The organism is Paenibacillus monticola (assembly GCF_009664975.1).
Classification (GTDB): domain Bacteria; phylum Bacillota; class Bacilli; order Paenibacillales; family Paenibacillaceae; genus Paenibacillus_AQ; species Paenibacillus_AQ monticola.
In genome coordinates this window covers 180,217-202,810 of the sequence record NZ_WJXB01000007.1, presented here as the reverse complement: position 1 = coordinate 202,810, position 22,594 = coordinate 180,217, and the positions used below count along the sequence as shown (strand labels likewise).

At 44.6% G+C, this 22,594-nt stretch carries 13 protein-coding genes and 1 riboswitch; of the genes, 12 read left to right on the top strand and 1 reads right to left on the bottom strand.

Annotated features, from left to right (window positions below):
- The first annotated feature begins 56 nt into the window (after window positions 1-56).
- From GJB61_RS18745 to GJB61_RS31805, 10 genes are all read left to right on the top strand, one after another.
- Window positions 57-1,568 carry a response regulator gene (locus GJB61_RS18745; protein WP_154120544.1) on the top strand — a complete coding sequence of 504 codons (1,512 nt, stop codon included), beginning with the start codon at window positions 57-59 and terminating at the stop codon, window positions 1,566-1,568.
- The gene (locus GJB61_RS18740; RefSeq protein ID WP_154120543.1) at window positions 1,568-3,310 is read left to right on the top strand and encodes a sensor histidine kinase; all 1,743 of its coding nucleotides are present in this window, start codon (window positions 1,568-1,570) and stop codon (window positions 3,308-3,310) included. The genes GJB61_RS18745 and GJB61_RS18740 overlap by 1 nt, the downstream gene beginning before the upstream one ends.
- 143 nt (window positions 3,311-3,453) lie before the next feature.
- A complete protein-coding gene (locus GJB61_RS18735) occupies window positions 3,454-4,431 on the top strand; it encodes an ABC transporter permease (RefSeq protein WP_154120542.1) in 978 nt (325 codons plus the stop codon).
- Window positions 4,432-4,449: 18 nt separating this feature from the next.
- On the top strand, window positions 4,450-5,367 hold the full coding sequence (locus GJB61_RS18730; RefSeq protein WP_338115969.1) for a carbohydrate ABC transporter permease: 918 nt from the start codon (window positions 4,450-4,452) through the stop codon (window positions 5,365-5,367).
- Between the two features lie 154 nt (window positions 5,368-5,521).
- Entirely contained in the window at window positions 5,522-7,051 is a 1,530-nt protein-coding gene (locus GJB61_RS18725; protein WP_154120761.1) for a DUF3502 domain-containing protein, read from the top strand.
- Window positions 7,052-7,208: 157 nt separating this feature from the next.
- Window positions 7,209-11,849 carry a putative Ig domain-containing protein gene (locus tag GJB61_RS18720; protein ID WP_154120540.1) on the top strand — a complete coding sequence of 1,547 codons (4,641 nt, stop codon included), beginning with the start codon at window positions 7,209-7,211 and terminating at the stop codon, window positions 11,847-11,849.
- 186 nt (window positions 11,850-12,035) lie between these two features.
- On the top strand, window positions 12,036-14,168 hold the full coding sequence (locus GJB61_RS18715; RefSeq protein ID WP_154120539.1) for an RICIN domain-containing protein: 2,133 nt from the start codon (window positions 12,036-12,038) through the stop codon (window positions 14,166-14,168).
- Between the two features lie 188 nt (window positions 14,169-14,356).
- Complete coding sequence (locus tag GJB61_RS18710) at window positions 14,357-16,726, top strand: glycoside hydrolase family 95 protein (RefSeq protein WP_154120538.1); 2,370 nt, start codon at window positions 14,357-14,359, stop codon at window positions 16,724-16,726.
- A gap of 43 nt (window positions 16,727-16,769) precedes the next feature.
- Window positions 16,770-17,567 (top strand): alpha/beta fold hydrolase, encoded by a 798-nt coding sequence (locus tag GJB61_RS18705; protein WP_154120537.1) that lies wholly within the window; start codon window positions 16,770-16,772, stop codon window positions 17,565-17,567.
- 270 nt (window positions 17,568-17,837) lie between these two features.
- Window positions 17,838-17,933: a hypothetical protein gene (locus GJB61_RS31805; RefSeq protein ID WP_229522005.1), complete on the top strand. Its 96-nt coding sequence runs from the start codon at window positions 17,838-17,840 to the stop codon at window positions 17,931-17,933.
- A gap of 82 nt (window positions 17,934-18,015) precedes the next feature.
- Here the strand turns inward: GJB61_RS31805 and GJB61_RS18695 are convergent, their stop codons facing one another.
- The gene (locus GJB61_RS18695; RefSeq protein WP_154120536.1) at window positions 18,016-21,147 is read right to left on the bottom strand and encodes a polysaccharide lyase family protein; all 3,132 of its coding nucleotides are present in this window, start codon (window positions 21,145-21,147) and stop codon (window positions 18,016-18,018) included.
- Window positions 21,148-21,334: 187 nt separating this feature from the next.
- A riboswitch (cyclic di-GMP riboswitch) is annotated at window positions 21,335-21,435 on the bottom strand.
- 31 nt (window positions 21,436-21,466) lie between these two features.
- Here GJB61_RS18695 and GJB61_RS18690 point away from each other — a divergent pair.
- Complete coding sequence (locus GJB61_RS18690; RefSeq protein ID WP_154120535.1) at window positions 21,467-21,613, top strand: hypothetical protein; 147 nt, start codon at window positions 21,467-21,469, stop codon at window positions 21,611-21,613.
- Between the two features lie 181 nt (window positions 21,614-21,794).
- A complete protein-coding gene (locus GJB61_RS18685) occupies window positions 21,795-22,565 on the top strand; it encodes a flavodoxin family protein (RefSeq protein WP_154120534.1) in 771 nt (256 codons plus the stop codon).
- Window positions 22,566-22,594: the final 29 nt, after the last annotated feature.

Here is a 22,594-nt window from a genome sequence, read left to right as displayed (position 1 = left end):
GCACCATATCAAATATTGATGTATAAATGCATAAATAGATTAAGGAGAATCTACCAATGCGAATTTTAATAGCTGATGATGATGATTACACAAGAGAAGGTTTGATCGAATCCGTTGAATGGGAGCAGTATGGGATCAATAATATACTCGAAGCAAGGGACGGAGAGGAAGCGTTGCGCTTGGCAGCGCGGTACAAGCCGGATATTGTTCTGACGGATATTCGGATGCCGAGGCTTAATGGGATTGTATTTGCTGAAAAACTGGGTGAGTATTGCCCCGATTGCAAATTGTTGTTTATGAGTGGATATTTAGATGTTGACTATCTTAAAAGCGCGATAAAACTATCTGCAGTAGACTATATTGAGAAACCCATTAAAATCGCTGATTTAGAAGAGGCCATTCAAAAAACAGTTCAATCCGTGCAAAAAAGTCAAAAACTTGAGATTGATCTTTCCATTAAAAAAATTCTGCAACACCAAAAGCTAGCACGTTTACTTACAGAAAGTACGGTGGATTCCGAATCCATTCTAAAACTATGCGAAGAAGAAGATTTTCCAATGAACACAAATTATGTGTGTTTAATGATTTTTAGTCCAACATACATAGAAAATGGGAAAGAGCTTCTGGAGAATACGAATAATTTCTGGAAAGATCAAGCGGTTTATTCCGTGGGAGATTATCTTGGAGAGGGGAGATTCATATTTGTTCTTTCTCTGAACAGAGTAAAAATGGAGCGAATAGAGAGTCTATCCAAACAGTTGTTTAAATTCAATGAGAATATTTATGTAGGGATAGGGGAGAAAGTTGCTAGCATAAGTGAAATCAAGCAAAGTTATAGAACTGTTCAAAAAGCACTGGAACGTTCTTTTTATCACCCCGAATTTCATTATTTTCAATACAGTAAACCTCAAAATGCGCAATCAGGGATAAGTCCGCAACTCTTTATAGATTTTTATAAGCTATTGAAGAGTCAGCCAGGCCAGCTTGCAGATTGGATAGATTCTGTATGCAATGTATTCGTTGAAAAAGAACATCCTCCACGAGAGCAAGTGTGCGCTTTATTTTCATCCATAGGGCGGGCCATGATTCAGGAGAAAGGTACGCTCTTGGCTAAATTAGAGTCTATTTATGATGTTAACGATATAGATCAACGGATATCCGAACTTCATACGATTCTTGAGATCAAACAGTTTATCCAAGAAATCTGTAAAGCCTATTGTTTGGAGGTGGAGAGTGAAGCAAAATATTCTCGAACGGTAATTGGGGTGATGGACTATATCTCCTCACATGTAAGCCAAATGGATTTAGATCTGCCGGAAATTGGCCAACAAATGCATTTGTCTTGTTCTCATCTCAATATGTTGTTCAAACAAGAAACCGGAACGACTATCACTCAGTACATCAGGGATTATCGCATTGAATTGGCCAAAAAGCTGATTACTAATGAGCATTATAAAATGAATGCGATCTCAGAGTTATGCGGTTTTGCCAGCCCCAGTTATTTTGCCAAGGTGTTCAGAACCTGTACTAATCTAACACCGATAGAGTATAGAAAGATGAGGCTGTAATGAAGATAGGGTTAGATTTTAAAAATTTGTCGATTCGTAAGAAGTTGATTACCCTGTTTGTGATGGTAGGTATTATACCGCTTATTATTACTTTTTTTGTATCCCAGCACGAAATACGCAAATATGCTCTTGATGGTCAGAGCTATGCCAATAATCAGACTTATGAGCAGACTTTGTCAGTACTAACGAGCAGAATGTCACATATCGAAGAGATCTCCTCGATGATCGTTGTGAACAAAACCATCAACTCGGTATTCTCGATGAATCCGGACAACGTGGAAATTTGGAAACAAATTGACCTGTTTGAAGACATTACCTCATATACTCAGATCTTGGAGTCAGACTCACAGTTCGATAGTATCATGTACTTCGTCAAAGACGGGTTCGTCACCGCAGGTAAAAGTGCCCTGTACAGGCCGCTAAGTCAGGTTCAGGACCAAAAGTGGACGGAAACATTCCTGGAAGCTAAAGGAAGATCCACCTGGCTAATTTTTGAAGACAGCTTTAAATCTCTGAAGCCGGAGAAATACCTCACGCTGGGCAGAGCACTCTGGAATGATAATAACTATATGGAGTCCGTAGGGTTCGTGATGATTAATATAGAGTTACAGCAAATCATCCAAGCGTTGAGACAATCCGTTCCTGGTCAGTTGGTCTATGTGGAGACCGAAGAAGGAGAAATTGTTGCCAGCAGCGGCAGTGATGAGGAACTGGCTAAGATGAGGCTGCCACATAAACTGAACAGCAACGCAAGTTATACCGAGATTCATCTGGACAGTGGGACTTATTTGGCACGGGGGAATCAGATTGACTCTACCAACCTTTATTTGGTATCCGTTATCCCCTCTAGTGCTGCCATGGCTATTATCCATAAAATCCGTTTTCAGATGCTTGCTATCTATCTGGTTATTTGTCTATTTATTTTTATTTTTATCTTTCCTATTACAAGGTCGATCACTCAGCGCATATTCTTGCTTATGAACAAGATGAGTCAGGTTCGGCAGGGAAGATTAAATACGCTTGACCTTGAACCTCGAACCGATGAACTGGGGCATTTGATCTCAAGCTATAATTATATGATAAATAGTGTACAGGAACTTCTGGAAGAGCAGTTTAGGTTGGGACAAGAAAAGAAGGGCGCAGAGCTGAAAGCTCTGCAGTCGCAGATAAATCCCCACTTTTTATATAACACCCTGGATATGGTGAACTGGATGGCACAAAAGGAGGAGGGAGCAAAAGTTCAGAATGTCATCTACGCCTTGTCCGATTATTACAAATTGGTACTTAGCAAAGGCAAAGATTCGGTAACGCTTGATGAAGAGTTGCGACTTTGCAGTATATATATGGACATTCAAAGGAATCGTTACAAAGACAGAATAAAACTTGCGATCACCATAGAGGAGGAAGCCAGACACTGTCTGCTACCCAAAATTACTTTGCAACCACTTGTGGAAAATGCAATAGTGCATGGAATTATGGAAACCGAGGAACGAACAGGAATGATTCAGATTAACGGACAAATCATAGAGGGACGCTTAATTGTGAGCGTAGAAGACGATGGAGCAGGAATTCGAAAACAAGAAGAACGACATTCCTCTTATCAAGGCAGCGGATATGGGATTGAGAATATTGATAAACGTTTGAATTTATTTTTTGGAGAAGATGCCAAAGCAATAAAGTTCATCAGTATAGAAGGCGAAGGAACCTGCGTCATTATCGACGTTCCTGCCGTTAGAAGTTGACAGGGATTCCTGTCTTCTTTTTTTTGTGATTAATTCGTTTAATGTAGTTAATTCAGTAATATTTTGCGAGGAATCTTGCGAATTTGCGATATTCCTCGCAGGGGTTAAAAGATAATATTAATTGTGAAAGGAGAAGTGATAGCATGAATCAGGTAACAACGGCTGCTTCGAAAGCGCTTAATAAGAAAGCGCTTAAACGGAGACAGAAGCCATTTGCGGACTTCAGAGCACATAAAACTTATTATTTTATGCTCATTCCGCTGTTTGTATATTTTATAGCATTCAATTATTTACCGCTTTTTGGTTTGTACAATGCTTTTACGAATTATGATTTCGGCAAAGGAATATTCAGTCCATTTGTAGGACTGCAGAATTTTGAATTTCTATTTAAAGGGGGAGCAGACTCCATCATCTGGAAGCTGACCCGCAACACGATTCTTTATAATGTGGCTTTTATAGTGCTGAGTAATATATGTCAAATTGGGATGGCTGTATTACTAAAAGAGATCGCTTTTAATAAATTTGTGAAGACCTCGCAAACATTAATGTTCATGCCGTATTTCGTATCCATGGTTATCATTGGCTCTATTATTTACAATTTATTCAACTTTAACTACGGTGTGTTTAATAATATGTTCGCTGCCTTTGGAATGGAAAAGTTTGATTTTTACCGGACGCCTTGGGTATGGCCAATCATCATTGTTGTCGTTGAAATCTGGAAGAGCTTAGGTTATGGAACCGTAATCTATCTTGCTTCAATTATGGGGATCGACGAGAGTGTTTATGAAGCGGCCTATGTAGATGGTGCTTCAAAATGGCAGCGCATTCGTTACGTTACACTTCCGCTGCTTAAACCGACAGTAATCATCCTGCTACTGTTCTCCATCGGCGGTATCCTGAAAGGTCAATTCGACCTCTTCTGGAATATTGTCGGCAACAACGGGCTTTTGCTTAATGCCACGGACATTATAGATACATATGTTTACCGTGCCTTGACTGTTAACTTCAGCATTAATTTGGGGACTGCGGCGGGTTTGTATCAATCGGTATTCGGACTGCTTCTGATCCTGACCGTCAATGCCATAGTTAGAAAATTTGATCGGGAAAATTCCTTATTCTAGAAAGGGTTGTGATTGAACGTGAGTTCTGTGGCTGTAGACAAACACAGCAGTAAAATTCGCAAAGACGCCGGAACCAGAGTGTTTGACCTCATAGCTATAGTTGTTGTATCCATAGGTGCGCTGCTCTGTGTGATCCCATTTTTTATTATGCTATCCGGTTCGTTTAGTACGGAGTCGGAGGTGGTGAGAAGCGGATATTCCATTCTTCCAAAAGGGTTTACATTAGAGGCCTACAGAGTCGTATTCACTTCCTTGGGCAGTACAATCGGTAAGGCCTACATGGTTACCATTTATGTTACAGCAGTAGGTACATTTCTTGGTTTGTTATGTACTTCGATGGGGGGGTATGTTCTCTCTCGTCCAGACTTTAAGCATAAGGACAAGATATCCTTCTTTATATACTTTACTACTCTTTTTAGCGGAGGGCTGATCCCGACATATCTGGTCGTAGCGAATGTGCTGCATCTGAATCATTCGCTCTGGTCTGTGATATTGGGTGGTCTGATGTCGGCGTTCAACGTATTCCTGTTCCGAAACTTTATTAAGGGTATCCCGGATGCGCTTATGGAGTCGGCGCGGATTGACGGAGCCGGCGATTTCCGAATTTACTGGCAGATCATTATTCCACTGACCAAGCCGGCAATGGCTACCATTGGTTTGTTCACAGCTCTGGGATATTGGAATAACTGGTTTACTTACAGTCTCTATCTGATCACGGACAAAGACAAATGGGGTCTACAGTATTTACTCTATAGAATGCTGTCTAGGGTGACAGATGCAGTCAAAGGCTCGGATATCATTCTTACTCAACAGTTACCTAGCGAAACGATGAAGCTAGCTACAGCGATGCTGGTAACCGGTCCAGTTCTCCTGTTCTATCCGTTTGTACAGCGCTACTTCGTTAGTGGACTGGTAGTCGGAAGTGTGAAAGGTTAAGCATCACCCATCCAGAAATCAAGGTTTATTAGTATTGGTGTTAAGCTGGAGGATACTTATTACAGTTTCCTCCACTCCACATATAACAAATATAGCTATGGAGGGGATTCATTTGAAAGGAAGGCATTTTAGAAAGACGATGTTGGTTTCATTAATGGCGTTGATGTTAGGGATATCTACAGCCTGCTCGAATTCGGGCAATACCAATGTCGGTGGTGAACCTACAAAATCCGGGAATACAGCTGCAACGGAGGCGCCTAAAGAAATCGTTGAATTGAAAGCGATTACGATGGGAAGTGAGCCCAAAAGCGGACTGGATAACTTCTACAAGCAGCTGGATGAATTAACTGTAAAGGATCTGGGAATCAAGGTCAGATTCGATTTTATTCCTTGGGGTGATGAAAAAAATCAAATTAGCAGAGCCATTGCTGCAAAAGAATACGATCTTTATGTAGGTGGTGTTTGGTCGAATTTCACAGACTTCGCAGCCAAGAATGCCTTTGCAGACTTAACTCCTTTATTGAGTAAAGTGCCTGATCTTGTTGAGCATTACAAAGGAGCGCTGGATCGGGTAAAGATTGAAGGTAAAGTGTTTGGAATCCCGCAATACAACAAGCCTGGTGGTGGCAGTGAGGGTATGCTCTACCGCGAGGATCTTCGCAAAAAATGGGGCCTTCCCGAGATCAACAGCCTGGAGACAGCCGAACAATACCTTTATAAAGCCAAGGAAGAATATCAGGCTACCCCAATGCTGAATGACAAACGTTTTGCGAATAATCTTTGGACTATGATCGCTGGCGGCAAGTATCTTACGGTTGCAGCTGAATATGCAGTCGCTCCAGTTGATGATCCATATAAAGTTATCAGTATGTATGATACACCGGAATATAAACAGGTTATTGAAGTGGCTAAGAAATGGTATGATGACGGCATTGTAGATCACGACGTGCTGGCAGCCCAAGGGAATGCTACTGCTGAAACATTGGAGCTTATGAAAGCGGATCAAAAGCCGCTTGAGTTTAATAACCACCTTGGTGCAGTAAGTAGCAATTATATTAATCCTCTTAAAGAAGCATTACCTGACTCAGAATATGGATGGTATGATTACTTCCTGAACAATGTACCAAGCTATATGCCTAAGATGTCAGCCGGTTCGATGACCTTTATCTCTGTAGGTGCCAATTCTCAATATGTAGAGCAGGCATTGAAGTTTATTGAGAAAGCCCACACTGACCAAACCTACTACAATCTTCTATCTTATGGCGCTTTGGATGAGAATTATAAAGTGGATGCTGAGGGATTTATTAACTATGACGGCATACCGACAGATAACGTTAAACCGGCTTGGACAGGATTGAATGATGGCTACATGAACCTTGAGGTTAACTATCCGGGAGAATGGAAAGACATTTATGACAATATCCAAATCGAAGGTGCTAAACTTGCAGAAGCCGGAGGAACTGATCCGTATGAAGGATTCAACTTTGACACCTCTTCTTTGGCTACAGAACTCTCCAATTTGGAAACAGTAAAGACACAGTATATTCAACCATTAGCTGTAGGGATGACCAATAACATCGACGGTGACTTGGCGAAAGTGCAGAAACAACTTAAGGGTGCAGGATTTGATGCTTATTTAACTGAATTGCAAAAACAAGTGGATGCTTTTGTTGCTGCGAAATAATAACGAAACCGGCCGTCTTAATCAGGAATTTAATCTGTCGGGACGGCTGTCCTTTTTTTTATCATTGTCGTTATAAGTTAAGCGGAATTTGCTATAGAGGAGTTAAGTTAGGGGATTCCATTTGTTAAAGAGGAACACTATTCTAAGGGGGAATCACATGAAGCGGGAAACAGCATTTCATTTTGGAAAAGTATGGAGGCTTTTGTTGTCATTGTTTGTTGTAGTAAATACGCTTTCAGCATTACTTATGCCGGATGGGTCAGCTTCAGCTGCGGATACGACGGGGGGGACAGTCAGTACAGATTATCAAGTCGAAATCAATGAAACAATCAGCAGCAATGGTTTTACTCATCCGGGTGTTGGCTTAACTAAAGCTACACTAGAAACGATGAGGGTGGGTGTGCTGGAGCAAAAAGAGCCATGGTATTCCTATTATCAGGCTATGACCGTCTCTTCAGCTGCTTCGAAAACCGTTACCTCCAGTAATGCAAGCTCCACAGATCCAACGAAGCCGGCGGTGCTTGCTTTTGACAGTCAGAGCTTTAATTCAAAATTCCGTGCGGACGGTTTGAAAGCGTATACCCAATCCCTGATGTATTATATAACCGGTGACGAGACTTATCGGGCGAATGCCATGACTATTATTCGTATCTGGTCGCAGATGGATCCAGTACAATACAAATATTTTACCGATTCGCATATCCATACGGGGATTCCACTCAATCGGATGGTAACGGCAGCAGAAATATTAAGGTATTCAAGTTATCAAACAGCTGAACTACAATGGACGGACAAAGATACAGCTGATTTCACGAATAATCTGATTACTCCGGTCATCGATACTTTTTTGCACGACCAGAACCATTTTATGAACCAGCATAATTATCCGCTCTTAGGAGCCATGGCCGGTTATATCTTTACTGATAACCGAGACAGATATAATGAGGCTGTCGAGTGGTGGAGTGTGAATAAGACAGCTGTCGATCAAGGCTTCAATGGTTCGATTAAACAGTTGTTTCGATTGATCGATACTAATGCACTGACAGGCGAGGTGTTGGACGAACCGATCGTACAACATGTGGAAATGGGCAGAGATCAGGCGCATGGCGGCGGTGACTTAACGAATGCAGCAATCGTATCGCGGATGCTGCTTGCTCAGGGAACATTAATTGACCCAGAAGAAGGGACAGTATCCACTGAGGCCAACGCTGTAGGTCCTTATGAGTTTCTGAATGACCGGATTTTAGCTGCGGCCAACTATTTTTGGCAGTACATGCTTGGATATGAAACGCCGTGGACGCCAGTGGCTTACTCCATTGCCCCAGATGGAACTACCAGAGATACCTATAATCAGTTAGCAACCGGTTACAGAGGGAGATTCAATACCGCTAATTTTTGGGACCTCTATTCCTACTATACTTATGTCAAAGGGGTTAACATAGCAGAGAAGGCTCCCTATTTTTATGAGGTATTTACCAAGAAACTCCCATCCAATTTTTACTACGGCGAGGGATTTAACTTAAACTGGGATAATTCGGACGGCGGCGGCGACTTCTGGCTTTATTTACCCGAAGAGGCAGAGGGAGAGGCAGTTAAGTGGGTTCCAAAGCCACAAACAAGCCCATCACTGATCGAAATTGAAGACCGCTATACGTCATTTGATGGTAATACAGCTACCGTACAAGAAGGAGATACTTTCTTTGTTAGGTTTGATGTAACGGAAGCAGGAAGTGAAATTGCGCTGCTTAATGCGTCCAGTAGCAAAAAAACCATTGGATTCAAAATTCGGACGAATGGCGTAGCCACTTTAGAAATGAATCCGGGGATTAATGATACATTGACACTACCAGATACTAGGGGACAGTGGAGATATGTAACCTATACCATGGGCGAATTTCAGAGTTTGGGTGACATCATTTATTTGAAGGTAAAAGGTTCTGGCACGATTGTTGATATTGACCACCTTAATGTACAGGCAGGAGCACAACTGACACCTCCGGTATTTACAGTAGGGAATTCGGATATGAACTTATTTACCTATGTAGGAGCACCTGTCAGCATTGATTTATCCGCTGCGGATTCAAACAGCACTGATGTTGTTATTTATGATAGCTCGATTGTGCCTCAAGGCGCTGCTCTAAATACCAGTACCGGTGCATTTTCTTGGCAACCGACGCAAGCCGGTATAATTTCCTTTAACGTTACAGCTTCTGACGGCACTACGATTACAAGTAAAAATGTTAATATTGTTGTTGCTAATGAACGTGCTTCGGCAGTGGAAGCAACTATTGCACCCTATGATCCAGCGAGTGTTTACGTGACAGCAACGTTAAATCATTATAAAACCGTGTACACGGATACAATAAGCCAGATTGACAGTGTGTCCGATGAGGCGTTCAACCAGCAGTTGCAAACCCTCAGGAGTACAATCGAAAGTCTTAAATTAGTGACGCCTTTATTAAAACTTGACGGCAGTATCGATTATCACGATATAATTGCAGCTTCGACCTTAGGTAAAGTTATCGTCAATCTAGTAGATGGTGACAACAATACTGGTACCGCTTACACGACGGCTCCGTATCCAGACTTATATCATATACTGGATTTTGGACCGGATTATAAAGTTTCAGCAACTGCTTTTGGTCTGCAAAGCAATATCTTTGCGGATCGTCTCGCAAAATCAGCGGTATTCGGGTCAAATGACAAGGAGAATTGGACACGGCTAACGCCCGGACTAACAGCGTTTACTCAAAGCTTTCAAACACTGAATGTGGCCGAAGATTACAAAAATGCAAAATTCCGCTTTATCAAGATCCAATTGCTTGATCCGCAACCTGATATTATACACAATTTGTCGCAAAATATGTTTGAAATGACTGAATTCAGAATCTATGGGCAACGGTATGAGATTGGCAATAAGATCGAGTCTGTTGCAATCGGTTCCGCCAAAAGCGTTAGCGGCAAGATAACATTGGGTGATACGGTGAAATTAACAATCAAAGCAAAAGAAGTCATTCAAAATGTAAACGTTAAAATTCAAGGCGTTATTGCAACGGTTACCACGCAAGATCATATCAACTGGACAGCTGAAGCTGCCACGACTGGAAATGTGCCGACAGGTACGGTGAAGTTTTCGGTTGATTACGAGTGGAGTGACGGGACGAATGGAGACACAATAACCTTGACAACCGACAACTCCAAGCTGTTTCTTGTTGATCGTTCAAAGTTCATAGATGTCCAGGCGCTGGCTACAGTTACCGCGTCAGACAAGCAGTGGCCTGGTACCGGGTTGTCCAAGGAGCAAGTTGGTTATTTGTTGTTTGATGGCGATATTGCCACCGCTGGTGATTTGAATACGTCAATCGGTTCTTATTACACCATTAGCTTTGGTGAACATGCATCTGTGAAGCTGAGCGAAATTGTACTCATGCCCAGAACTGGAAACAGCGCAAGAATGAATGGGCTTATTGTACAGGGCTCCAATGATAATGTGAACTGGATAAATCTAACTGTGCCTCTAAAGGGATCAACAGAAGGCACATGGTCCGATATTAGAGAAGGTCAGCTATTAGATCAACAGTACTATCATTATTTAAGATTGTATAATAGCGCCGCATGGAGTGGTAATGTAGCGGAAGTGGAATTTTACGGTGACGTGGATTACGATTTGGAGTATGTGAATTCTAAAGTTGTTGGACCGGATGGCTATACCACGGGAAGCTACTACCTGTATCAGAAGGAAGTAGAACGGATTAAGACAGCAATGGGCCAGCAGGGAGCCAACAAAACCATGCTTCTCGCGGAGTTGACTCAAGCTAAGGTTATACTATTGTCGAAAAGCACGATCTACTCGGAAAAAATTGAAGTGACATCTTCAATGGTCACATCATCCGGGGTATCCTACGATGGTACGGCCGATGCAGCACAGAATGGCTGGCGCGCCTTCGATGGCAATAGCAGCACGTCTCCCGATACGAAAACCAGCCTTGGCTGGGTCCGTGTTGACCTGGGAGCAGGCCATGAACCAGCGATTGGAAATATCAAGTTTTTGCCGAGAGTTGGTAATTATGTACGCATGAATGGAGCGATCATTCAAGGTTCCAATGATGGCGTGAATTTTGAAAATCTCTATACTATCACTGGGATCACTTCCGTCAAATGGTATGAGACCGTAATTTCCAATGACAAAGCTTATCGCTACTTAAGATATTATTCGCCAAATGGCTTTGCCAATATAGCTGAGCTTGAATTCTATAAAAATACGAAGGACAAAACATTGCTGACCCTTCTGTTGCAAGAAGCAGCGGCAATTGAATCTGAAAAATATACGGTGGAAAGTATAGCGGACTTAACTGCGGCAGTTACAGCAGCCGGAAATACCAACGGTTCGACCGCTGCAACCCAGGTGGAGATTGATGCGGCGGCAGCGGTGCTAAAGGAATCGCTGGAGAGACTAGAGTTGTTAAAAGTGAATCAACAACCTGTTTTTGAAACGATTGCTCCAATAACCGTGGCAGTAGGAGGCACCGTCTCTTTCGCAGTGTATGCCGCAGATGCAGATGATCAAGAGGTGACTTACAGTGCATTATCGCTGCCTGAAGGAGCGAGTTTCGACGAAAATAGCAGACAATTTACCTGGACACCGTCTGTAGCGGGGACATACACTCTTTCCTTCAAAGCTGTAGACAGCCACGAAGGAGAAGCTAGATTGGACGTAACCCTTACGGTTACGAACGCAGGCGTCGCGAGTGCAACGTTGAGTGAGCCGTCGGCTGATTATGTCAAAACTCCGTCCTGATCACAGCCTTTTGTAGAGGATGTGGCTGAGGCAAAGCTTCTCGGAGGTTATAAGGATGGAAGTTTAACAGAGCTATCCGGTGTCTTTTGACGAAACTGGATAGCTTTTGTTTAAAAGAAGGTGAGGGACGTTAAGGTCATTGAGCATAAGAAGCGAAATCCAAACTTATTCTAGGGGAGGGTAAATATGTTAAATGTAAAGCATAAGAGAATCAAGAACGCGCTCCTATCTCTACTAACAAGTGTTCTGTTCATCATGTCTGTTTCATTAGGAACAATTTTCTATCCGAAACATGTAAGCGCTGATTCTTTCACACATAGTGGAATATTGTACTCACAGGCTGATTTTGACCGCGCAAAACAACAGGTTACAGCTGGTGTAAGCCCTTGGATCGATGCATGGAATGCCGGCAAACTCACCTCTTATGCATCCTCATCTTATACACCGAGTCCTGTAGCTGCTCCTGCAAGATGGGGAGGGCATCCCGACTTAAATTCAGGAAATACCCAAATGTTTAATGATGCCGAGGCAGCTTTAGTTCAGGCGATTATCTGGAAGGTTTCAAGCAATTCCACGGAAGCGAATAATGCCAGACTGAAGGCTGAACAAATTCTGGATGCATGGTCTAGTACGGTTAACACTGCAGTTGGCGGCGATGAGAAACAATTATTGGCAGGTCTGAACGGTTACAAATTTGCAGCTGCGGCAGATATTATGAAATCGGATACAGCCTGGAATAATGCCGGGAAGTTTACGGCCATAAAGAACATGCTTCTGAATTATTTTTTGCCATCCCTGCGTGATTATCTGACTACCCATTATAACAGCGATGGAGATTATGGATCGTATCCGTATTACTACCGCGGCAATCAGGATATTGCTCCAATGGTGACTATTATGGCTATCGGCGTATTGTGTGACGATTTAACCATCTATATTGAAGCGGTGAATCATTTCAAGAACGGAAATCATAACGGACGGGTAACTTATTATCTGTTTCCGACCACTGATTCAAATTTGGCGCAGTCTGAAGAGAGTGGACGGGATCAGCCTCATGCCCAATTGGGACTGGGATTGCTGGCAACGATGGCGCAAATTTCATATGTACAAAAAAGTGGCGATTCGACCTTTGAGGATTTGTATGAATATTCCAACAGACTTATATTAAAGGGAACTGAATATGCAGCTAAATATAACAGTGGCGGAACCGTACCCTTCACCCCGATATATACTGTGGATTGGAGAAATGAGCCCGTTGTTTCAGCATCCGGCAGAGGAAAACTTCGTCCGATATATGATATGGTTTGGAATCACTATCACTATGTCAAAGGTTTAGCGGATTCAGCAAGTACGGACCCTGTATACAATACCAGATCGTTGATCGCTTCTTTCGAGCCGGAATCAGTATCCACGGACCATCAGCCTTTCACTACTTTGTTGTACACGCGTACTCCGATCATTTCCGGAGAGATTTACTCGCTAATGAATCCGGTAAGCGGAAAGATGCTGGATGTAGCATCCGGTGGCACCGCCAATGGAACCAATGTACAATTGTGGCAAGATGCCGCTGGCAATAACCAACGATTTACAATCATAGATAATGGAGATGGTACTTACCGTTTAATAGGTCTCCAAAGTGGAAAGGCGCTGGATGTGAATGGTGCAGGGACTGCCGAAGGAACCAATGTTCAAATATGGACATATAGCGGGTCAGCAAATCAAAAATGGAAAATCACAGCAAACTCTGATAGTTCCTTTAAATTAATCGACTCCAATAGCGGAAAAGTATTAGATGTGAGTGGGAATAGTACTGCGAATGGAACAAATGTACAGATTTTGACGGACAACGGTGGAGCTGCGCAGAAATGGAAGCTTATACGCGGTGGCATTATCTCTGGCGGCACGTACAAGCTATTAAACCCGAATAGTGGAAAAGTACTGGATCTGAGCAACGGAAGCACAGCAGACGGAACAGCTGTCCAAATTGCAGAAGATGCCACAGGATCAAATCAGCAATGGACCATTACTCGCAATGAAGATGGTACATACAAAATCATTGGAGTTTCGAGTGGAAAAGCACTTGAGGTATTTGGAGGTAGCACAGATGATGGAACAAAAGTGTCTATATGGCCATACTCTGGCGGGGCGAACCAAAAATGGAAGATTATCATGAATACAGATGGAACCTATAAACTAATAGATTCTAATAGTAATAGGATACTCAATGTGATTGGAAACGGCACGTCCGCTGGTACAAGTGTAGAGATATTATTGAATAACGGATTGTCCGGGCAAAAGTGGAAGCTGGTTAAGCAGTAAGTTCTATGCGTGAGCATCTCTTGCAAGAAATAGAAGAAACGGCTTCACCGTCCTTTATTTAGACGGCACCCGTTTCTTTTGTTTCTCACTAAATTTACAAGGAATCTTGCAAATGTGTGATTTTTGTGGGAGCGTTTTTAATGGGCAATTAATTCTTCAACCGGACATTGAGATGAGGAGTAAACCTAATGAAACTGATGTACCAAGAACCTGCAGACAAGTGGAATGAAGCGTTGCCGCTCGGTAATGGTAGACTCGGAGCCATGTTATTTGGTGGAATCGAGTCTGAGCTGCTCCAGCTGAATGAGGATACTCTGTGGTCGGGAGAGCCAAAGGATGGAACTAATCCCAACACCTTAAAAGTTCTACCGGAGATCCGACGTCTAATTGATGAAGGGAAATATGCTGAGGTTGACGCACTATGCAAAAAAGCAATGGGACCCTATACACAATCCTACATGCCGTTAGGTGATCTGAGCATTCATTTCTATCATGGCGGTCTGGCCACTAATTACGAGCGCCAGCTAGACTTGGAGACAGCTACCACCTCGGTTACTTACCGCATTGGTGGAATTACTTATAGACGTACATGCTTTGTATCAAACCCAGATCAAGTGCTTATTATGAGACTGGAGGCGGATCATCCGGGAATGCTGAACTTTACGGCCAAACTACGGAGTCCACTTCGCCATCAAACGAGTACAGAAGTAGAACGGTTCGTGATGAAGGGACGCGCACCGATCCACGTGGATCCTAATTATTATCGGACCGACCAACCCGTAGTCTATGGTGAGGGTGGAACACGCTTCGATGGTCGAGTTGGGGTGAAGATACAAGATGGATGTTCCTATACCGATTATGACGGTCTGCATGTAGAATCGGCAACCTCAGCTATCCTGATATTCAGCGCGGCGACGAGCTTTAACGGATATAATCGCAATCCAGCGACGGAGGGGCTTGAACCTGCAGGTATTGCTGAGGAGTTGCTGGCAGCGGCTCTTAAAAAGTCCTATACGGAGTTATGGGGACGTCATATTTCCGATTACACAGCTTTGTTTAACCGTGTACAGCTTGATCTGGGCCCAGCCGAATTCGTGGCGGAATTGCCTTTACCTACGGATGTCAGGGTTCAGAAGTTTGGGGTGAAAGATAGCAAACTTGTGGAACTGTTGTTTCAATTCGGCCGCTATTTGCTGATTTCCAGCTCTCAACCTGGAACGCAAGCTAGCAATTTGCAAGGAATATGGAATAAGGAAACCCGACCACCTTGGAGCAGTAATTATACTTTGAATATCAATACCGAGATGAATTACTGGCTGGCTGAAACCTGTAATCTGTCCGAATGTCATAAGCCACTGCTGGATTTCATCGCTAACCTGGCACAATCGGGTGCACGGACTGCCGAGGTGAACTATGGTACCAGAGGCTGGGTGGCTCACCATAACAGCGATATTTGGTGCCATTCCGCTCCCGTAGGAGATTATGGTAACGGTGATCCCGTATGGGCCAGTTGGCCGATGGCCAGCCCGTGGCTGTGCCAGCATTTGTGGGAGCATTATCAATTTAGTGGCGACCTGTTGTATCTCCGCGAAGAGGCCTACCCGATCATGAAAGAGGCTGCACTCTTCTGCCTTGATTGGCTACAAGAGGAGTCTGATGGAAGTTTGATGTCTTCTCCTTCCATTTCACCTGAGCATAAATTTGTAACTCCGAATGGAGAATTATCTGGTATTAGCAAAGGGACAGCAATGGATCAAGCGCTCATCTGGGAATTATTTACGAACTGTATCGCCGCTGGGGAAGTACTACATACGGAAGACGAATTCCGCGAGGAACTCGCTGCCGCAAGAGCGAGACTGTTCCCTCTAAAGATCGGTAAGTATGGCCAGCTTCAGGAATGGTCTGAAGATTTTGAAGATCAGGATGTGCAGCATCGTCATGTTTCTCATTTGTATGGAGTTTATCCGGGTAATCAACTGACAGCAGAGGAGACTCCTGCTTTGTTCGCAGCAGCCCGGCAGTCCCTTGAGCGGCGTACGGATATTGGCACAGGCTGGAGTCTGGCTTGGAAAATAAATCTCTGGGCTCGTTTTGGTGACGGCAACCGAGCACATCAACTGATTGGGAAAGTATTTAACCTTGTGCATACCGATAAGGGAAGTGTAACGGGTGGTGGAGTATATCCTAATCTGTTTGGGGCACACCCGCCATTCCAGATCGACGGAAATTTCGGATTTACAGCGGGTGTAGCTGAAATGCTGCTGCAATCCCATACGGGCATCCTTCATTTGTTGCCTGCGCTGCCAGATGTCTGGGAAGCGGGAACAGTGAAAGGACTTTGTGCTAGAGGAGGCTTTGAAGTCGAGATCACCTGGAACAATAATCAGCTAACCTATGCCCGAATTTGCTCCAATCAAGGAGTGGATTGCCAGGTTGTCTCGGCTATCCCTCTCATAGTGGAAATGGCTGGGGGGGTATTGGATGCAAAGTATAGTAATAATGGAACAATTCATTTCAAAACGGTAATCGGTGAGACCTATACTCTCATTCCATTATAGTAATTGTTTGAAGTTACATATTTAGGATTGGAGTGAAATCAAAATGTACATCACTTTATCTGATGCAAATCTTTATTACGAGTCAAAAGGAACAGGGGTGACAGTGATATTAATACATGCTCATTCAGTAGATTCGCGAATGTGGGATGCGCAATTTGATAGTTTAGCAGAGAAATATTTCGTTATTCGTTATGATTTGCGTGGTTATGGAAAATCATCATTGCCTGATCCAAGAGTTCATTATCGGCATGTGGATGATCTTGTTGCCATAATGCATGCACTGGACGTGAAGCAAGCTCATCTGGTCGGTCTGTCCCTAGGTTCTATGGTAGCCTTGGATTGTCTCGCGTTATATCCAGAGAGAGTCCTTTCGGCAGCATGTGCAAGTTCTGGACTGTACGCAGGAGAATTTGAGCCATGGCCAGATGACGAACTTGAGTTGCAAGAGCAGGATTTTGTTGCGAGACCCATCGCTCTGGATGATTTTAAGAAAGAGTGGATGACATTAATGATGCAGTGTAGCGGGCTTCAAAAAGACAGGATTTATAATGAACTTGAAACCATGATCAGCGAATGGTCCGCGTGGCAGATCCTATACGAAAGAAAGCGTCCACTGGTAGGTTCTGTAATTGAATCGTTATTACATAAACAAAGTGAGGGTCCTCCTTTGCTTGTAATTATAGGAGAATTGGATTCAGAAGGGAGTAGAAATTCTTCTGGTAGACTTTTGGATTTGATATCAAATGCTGAGAAAGTTCTTATAGCAGGAGCGGGGCATTTCTCCAATATGGAATCGCCGAAGGCCTTTAATTCGGTTCTGATTAATTTTATAAGCTCATAAAGAGTATTAACGACAGTGGCTATCATCCTACGACAAAACAGTCGGGGAACTGGAATCAGAAACCCGTGTTAGAACTTTTACTAAATACCAAAATGGAGTGCCAACCGCCTTTAAATCGCTCGCCACCGTTCAGACGCCATACCGCATTGTGGCTCCTATTCATGGATCATTTACAGCAGGTGGGACCATTGGAATACTGTATCCGACTAGTACAACGCTGCTCCGGCCAATTATTATGCGAAATTATGGCATGAGCATAGTATCAGTGTATTGGCGTACGGATTCCCGTATGGTGATGTCAACGGACAGCCAGCTTACCTCGAAGTTGGCAATCCTAAAGGTCTTATTATCCGTGTAGTTTGGTAAGAGCAGCTCCGTTGTACATCAAACAGCCTCAGCCCGTTAGAATATTGGGCTGAGGCTATTTGATTGAGACTTAGAAACCCATTTATTTCAACATCCCATAAACACTATAGCGGTTAAAAGTTACTTTGCCCCCCACGGTTTCGATCCGTAGGGTATGGTCGCCGTCATTCAGGTTCTTTTTCTCAAATACGACTTTACTGTACCCCTCCAGATCGGCGGCGGTCAGGTCAATTGTGTCCTGCAGCACTTCGTCGATATAAACATTTGCTTTGCCCATATTGCCCTGCACGTTCGACAGCCAGCGGACGCCAGTTCCCGAGAAGCCGAAGGAGGCCACCTCACCTTGATCCATCGTTTCATTCCAGCTTCCGTTGATATTCATCAGAATGCCCGGCGAATAGTAGATGTCTGCGTCGTCGAATGTATAGTCGTGCCAGTCTGTCACGGGAGATACAGATACCACGGAAGTCAATTCCGCATAATCGAGATTCACGGCACCGGTATTGTCGCCGTCATGCCGCAGCATGATTGTGTTGGGTTCATCCGCAAGCGTTACCGCTGCCGATATGCTTTTATAAGCTCCGGTTCCCGTATATTTGCCGGTCGAGATGAACGACAGCTTCTTGATCTTTATGCCGTTTACGTACAAATTCAATGTAGCGTCTACTCCGGTGGCGTAAGCGAAACGCAGCGTATAGTTGCCTGCACCTGGCATAATGTTAATGATGCTTATACTCGCTCCGTTCCCGTGCATATCCCGTACATAACCTCCACTAGAGGCAGCGGAATCCGTTCCGGTTTTGGCGATGCCTGTAAGCTGCCCTTTTTCGACTTCATACAACAGTCCGCCCGGTGTGATTGGCATATCCGGTACCGCAAGCAGCATAGGCTCGCTTGGAACGGACATATTTCCTGAATCATCGATGGCCTGAACTGTGTACGAGTAGGTGCGGTCGTAAGCGATCGTCGTATCAATGTAACGCGTCACGGAAGATGGCAGGAGCGCCAGTTCCTCGCCGTCACGGTAAAGGCGATAAGTAGTCGTCTGGTGGTTGTCGGCCGCTTCGTTCCAGTCAATCATAGCCGTATTCCAAGTTTTCATTGCAGCACCCGTCATGACCGGTTTTTCAGGATTTTGTGCTTCCTTGAGGGTCAAATACAGCTGCACAGCCTCGCCCGCAGCAACGGTGAGGTCGAGATCGAGATATGGAGATACGTTTCTCTCCTCCACTGAATAGGCAGCGCCTACCGAATTGCCATCCCGGTACTGCTCGACCCGGTAGTCACCGCTCTCTGGAAGCGCCACGCGGACGTTCACATGTCGCGCCGCGGTTCCGGCCGGCTCGAAGTTGACGATGCTGACAATCTGCTTGTCTGCCGAAGCGCCGATTGTCGATACACCTAGCGTACGGGTATCGACGGCACGGACATATATTTTTCGGCCAGCCGACTCGTCGCCGCTCAGAAAGGAATAGGACAGCGGCGCACCGTGCGTCGCATAGGCCGCAGCCAAACGCCGGAACGTGCGCAATCGGGTTTCGCCGCCCTCTGCAGGCTTGGCGGCCCAGGCGGCCGTGTCGGATACTCGGTGCGTGTTCCAATTGCCTGGTCGAACAAAAAGTGCATAATTCGGGTTCGACGTATCAAAAGCTGTATGCTGCATAATATGGTCGGCATACCCAATATCTGCGCGCAGCTCGCGGTCGAAGGCGGCTGCGAACTTATAGGCTGATGTGCCGAAGCCGCTCGGATCGGCATGCAGATCGTTAGCCCCTGCTTCAGTCATCATCATTTCCTTGGGCAGTCCATCTTCCGTACCCCCGTTATAGGTTAACAGGTTTTCGTTCAGGGCGCCGCCGCGGGCTTGAGTCAATCCAGTAAGCGAATAGCTATGACCGTTCGTCAGGTCTGATACAGCTTCGATTGGTTTACGCTGTTCAGGATTGCGCTCCCAACCGTATGGTGTCCCCTTGGTTGGCCAGTATGCCCAGCCGGGTGCCACGATCTTGAGCCATGGGGTTGCCGCTTTTTCTGCCTGCAAAAACTTACCGAGCTCGACGAGAGAAGACTGCGTATGACCGAATACACCCGGTTCATTGTCCATTTCCAGATAAGCGAAATCCGAACCGTAATCGGACATGAATTGCCGGTAATAGGTCTTCATGCTTTCGGACATATGGCCGCCTAGCATTTCACTGCTGTTCATGAAATCTGTGCCGAACATGCCGACTACTGGCTGCAGATTCATGTCCTTCATCGTCTGCAAATAAGGATCAATGCCATCCAGCCATAATTGCTTCGTATCGGACCATAGAGCCGCGCGCATCATATTGCCACTGTAGGCAATGCCGAGCCATTTCGTCAAATCTGGAACAAGCCGAGTCACATTATCATTGAAATCAAACGAATTGGCGATCGCAGTGCCAAGATGTACGTACCGACCGTGAAGTGGCTCAGACGCTGGCGAGGAGAGCGCCGTCAAAGATAACTCATCCCACTCATACCATAAATTTGCATCTCCAGAGCTATTCGCATAGGAGCCGGCATACACCTCGAATTTTAGCTCGTTCACGCCGGTATTCAACAACTCTTTTGGAATATATAAGCCATATTGGTCCCGGTAAGGATAGGCACCACCGCTGCCAGCTGTGCCGGCAATCTGGAGGAGCCCGGCCAGCCTTCCATTCGCGTATACTGCCATCTGTGGCACAGACATGTACGCGTTCAGAATATGCACGTCGAATTCCACGCCATAAGTGGGCAGCGCCTCCAGCGTGAAATCGATAGAGAGCGTTTTATTCACACTCGCTTTCATACCTTTCGGAAATGTCTTCCAGTCGCTGTAAACCTCTTCCGTCACAGGTACGGTGTAAGGAATCGACATTGCCTTGAAGTCGGAAAATTCGGCAGAGCTTCCGTCATGGGTACCAATCGTCCAGACTGTGCCAACTGGCGTGGATGGTTCCTGCAGGTTATTAGCCGCAGCCCCATATGCACTTTCTGTAACGGATTGAGGTGTGGATTCAGTGGCCGGCTGCGCGGACACCAATTTTGTACGGACTGGGTTGAACGGGCCGCCGATCGCAAGCACTAGTGTTAACAGCATGGCGGTGACTTTGGAGAACAAACGGAAACAGGAGCGCGGAGCCATTTTTGTGATTGTTCTTGATAAATCGGGGGCAGGTCGAACGGATCTTTTGCAGGTGGTTTTCATAACTAACTCTCCTCGGTTAAAATATCCCTTTACGCCGTCGCCTTGCTAGGGTACGCAAAGTAACGCCCGGTTTGGGCGGAGGAGGAACAACTTTTTATAAACGGTTATATTCGTTGAAAAAGCTTTTCCCCCGGAACGTCTGATCTACGCGCCTGAAACGTACGTAGTGAAGCAGACATCCTTTTTTTCCGGCAGCACGGCTGCCACCTTCGTCTTCCGCAATTTGGAAACGAAGAAGGCCCTATGGCTTTGCGTCCTTGTCTTTCGACAAGTTTGCCTTTGTCACAATGGGTAAAACGAACAATAGGAAGCATGAACCTTGAAGATGGGGCGAGAGCGGCAGGCGGCAGGCACTGCAAAAAAACAGCTGCGGCTGCTAAGTGGGAGAGAAGAAAGAGGTACGAGAGCGAAGTATGCATCAGAATGGCAAAAGCCACTACAGCCAAATGAAATTGCAGTTGCATAGTTTGTATCGGCGCAGTTAGGGCATTTTATTAGCATCATAAGTTGAAGGACGTACGTTCCCTCTTAATTTTGGCATTAATCCTGACAGAAAAGCAGTTGCATGTTACAATGTGAATGAATATAATTATATTCATTCACATTGTATGAAGTGAGTGAAATGATCTATACATGGAGGGACTCCAATGAAAAAAGTGATTGCCTTTATTGGGAATCAGCAAAAGCATGCCACCTTCGAGGCAGTTTGTGAATTTGGGGATCATTTGAAATCTTATGGTGAAATTGATTTTGAGTACTTATTCTTGAAAGACTATCAGCTTGAATATTGCCGTGGCTGCAAGCTGTGTTTTAACAAAGGAGAGCAATATTGCCCCTTAAAGGATGATCGCGATGTGCTGATTGAGAAGATGAGCCATGCTGACGGAATCATTTTCGCCACTCCCAATTATGCCTTTCATGTCTCGGCACCGATGAAGAACCTGTTGGATCGACTCGCCTTTGTGTTCCATCGACCGCGATTTTTTGGAAAGACCTTTACGGCTATTGTCAATCAAGGTATCTTTGGAGGTAACTCTATCGTGAAGTACCTAAGCAATATGGGGAGAAATTTCGGGTTTCGAGTTACTAAAGGTTGTGTTCTGAACACTTTGGAGCCAAGAAGCGAGGTTGCGCAGCAAAAATTTACGCGAGAAATAAAAAAGGCCTCTGCAAGATTTTACAAAGGGCTTATGCACACAACGCCTCCGGTTCCTTCCTTTTTCAGGCTGCTGATGTTCCGGATGTCCCGTACAACTATTAAGTCTACGCTCAATGATAAGTACCTGGATTACCGGCACTACAAAGAACAGGGTTGGTTTGAATCGGACTATTATTATCAGGTTTCTTTAGGGTTCATTAAAAAAACAGCGGGTCTCATGTTTGACCGCTTGGGCAAACGAATGGCTAAACGTCTATAATAAATTAGAGCAAGTATAAAGTGAGCGGA

What these genes read in the sequence shown, in the direction of transcription:
- GJB61_RS18745 (WP_154120544.1), top strand. Translation starts at nt 57, where the DNA reads ATGCGAATTTTAATAGCTGATGATGATGATTACACAAGAGAAGGTTTG.
- GJB61_RS18740 (WP_154120543.1), top strand. Translation starts at nt 1,568, where the DNA reads ATGAAGATAGGGTTAGATTTTAAAAATTTGTCGATTCGTAAGAAGTTG.
- GJB61_RS18735 (WP_154120542.1), top strand. Translation starts at nt 3,454, where the DNA reads ATGAATCAGGTAACAACGGCTGCTTCGAAAGCGCTTAATAAGAAAGCG.
- GJB61_RS18725 (WP_154120761.1), top strand. Translation starts at nt 5,522, where the DNA reads ATGGCGTTGATGTTAGGGATATCTACAGCCTGCTCGAATTCGGGCAAT.
- GJB61_RS18720 (WP_154120540.1), top strand. Translation starts at nt 7,209, where the DNA reads ATGAAGCGGGAAACAGCATTTCATTTTGGAAAAGTATGGAGGCTTTTG.
- GJB61_RS18715 (WP_154120539.1), top strand. Translation starts at nt 12,036, where the DNA reads ATGTTAAATGTAAAGCATAAGAGAATCAAGAACGCGCTCCTATCTCTA.
- GJB61_RS18710 (WP_154120538.1), top strand. Translation starts at nt 14,357, where the DNA reads ATGAAACTGATGTACCAAGAACCTGCAGACAAGTGGAATGAAGCGTTG.
- GJB61_RS18705 (WP_154120537.1), top strand. Translation starts at nt 16,770, where the DNA reads ATGTACATCACTTTATCTGATGCAAATCTTTATTACGAGTCAAAAGGA.
- GJB61_RS18695 (WP_154120536.1), bottom strand. Translation starts at nt 21,147, where the DNA reads ATGAAAACCACCTGCAAAAGATCCGTTCGACCTGCCCCCGATTTATCA.
- GJB61_RS18685 (WP_154120534.1), top strand. Translation starts at nt 21,795, where the DNA reads ATGAAAAAAGTGATTGCCTTTATTGGGAATCAGCAAAAGCATGCCACC.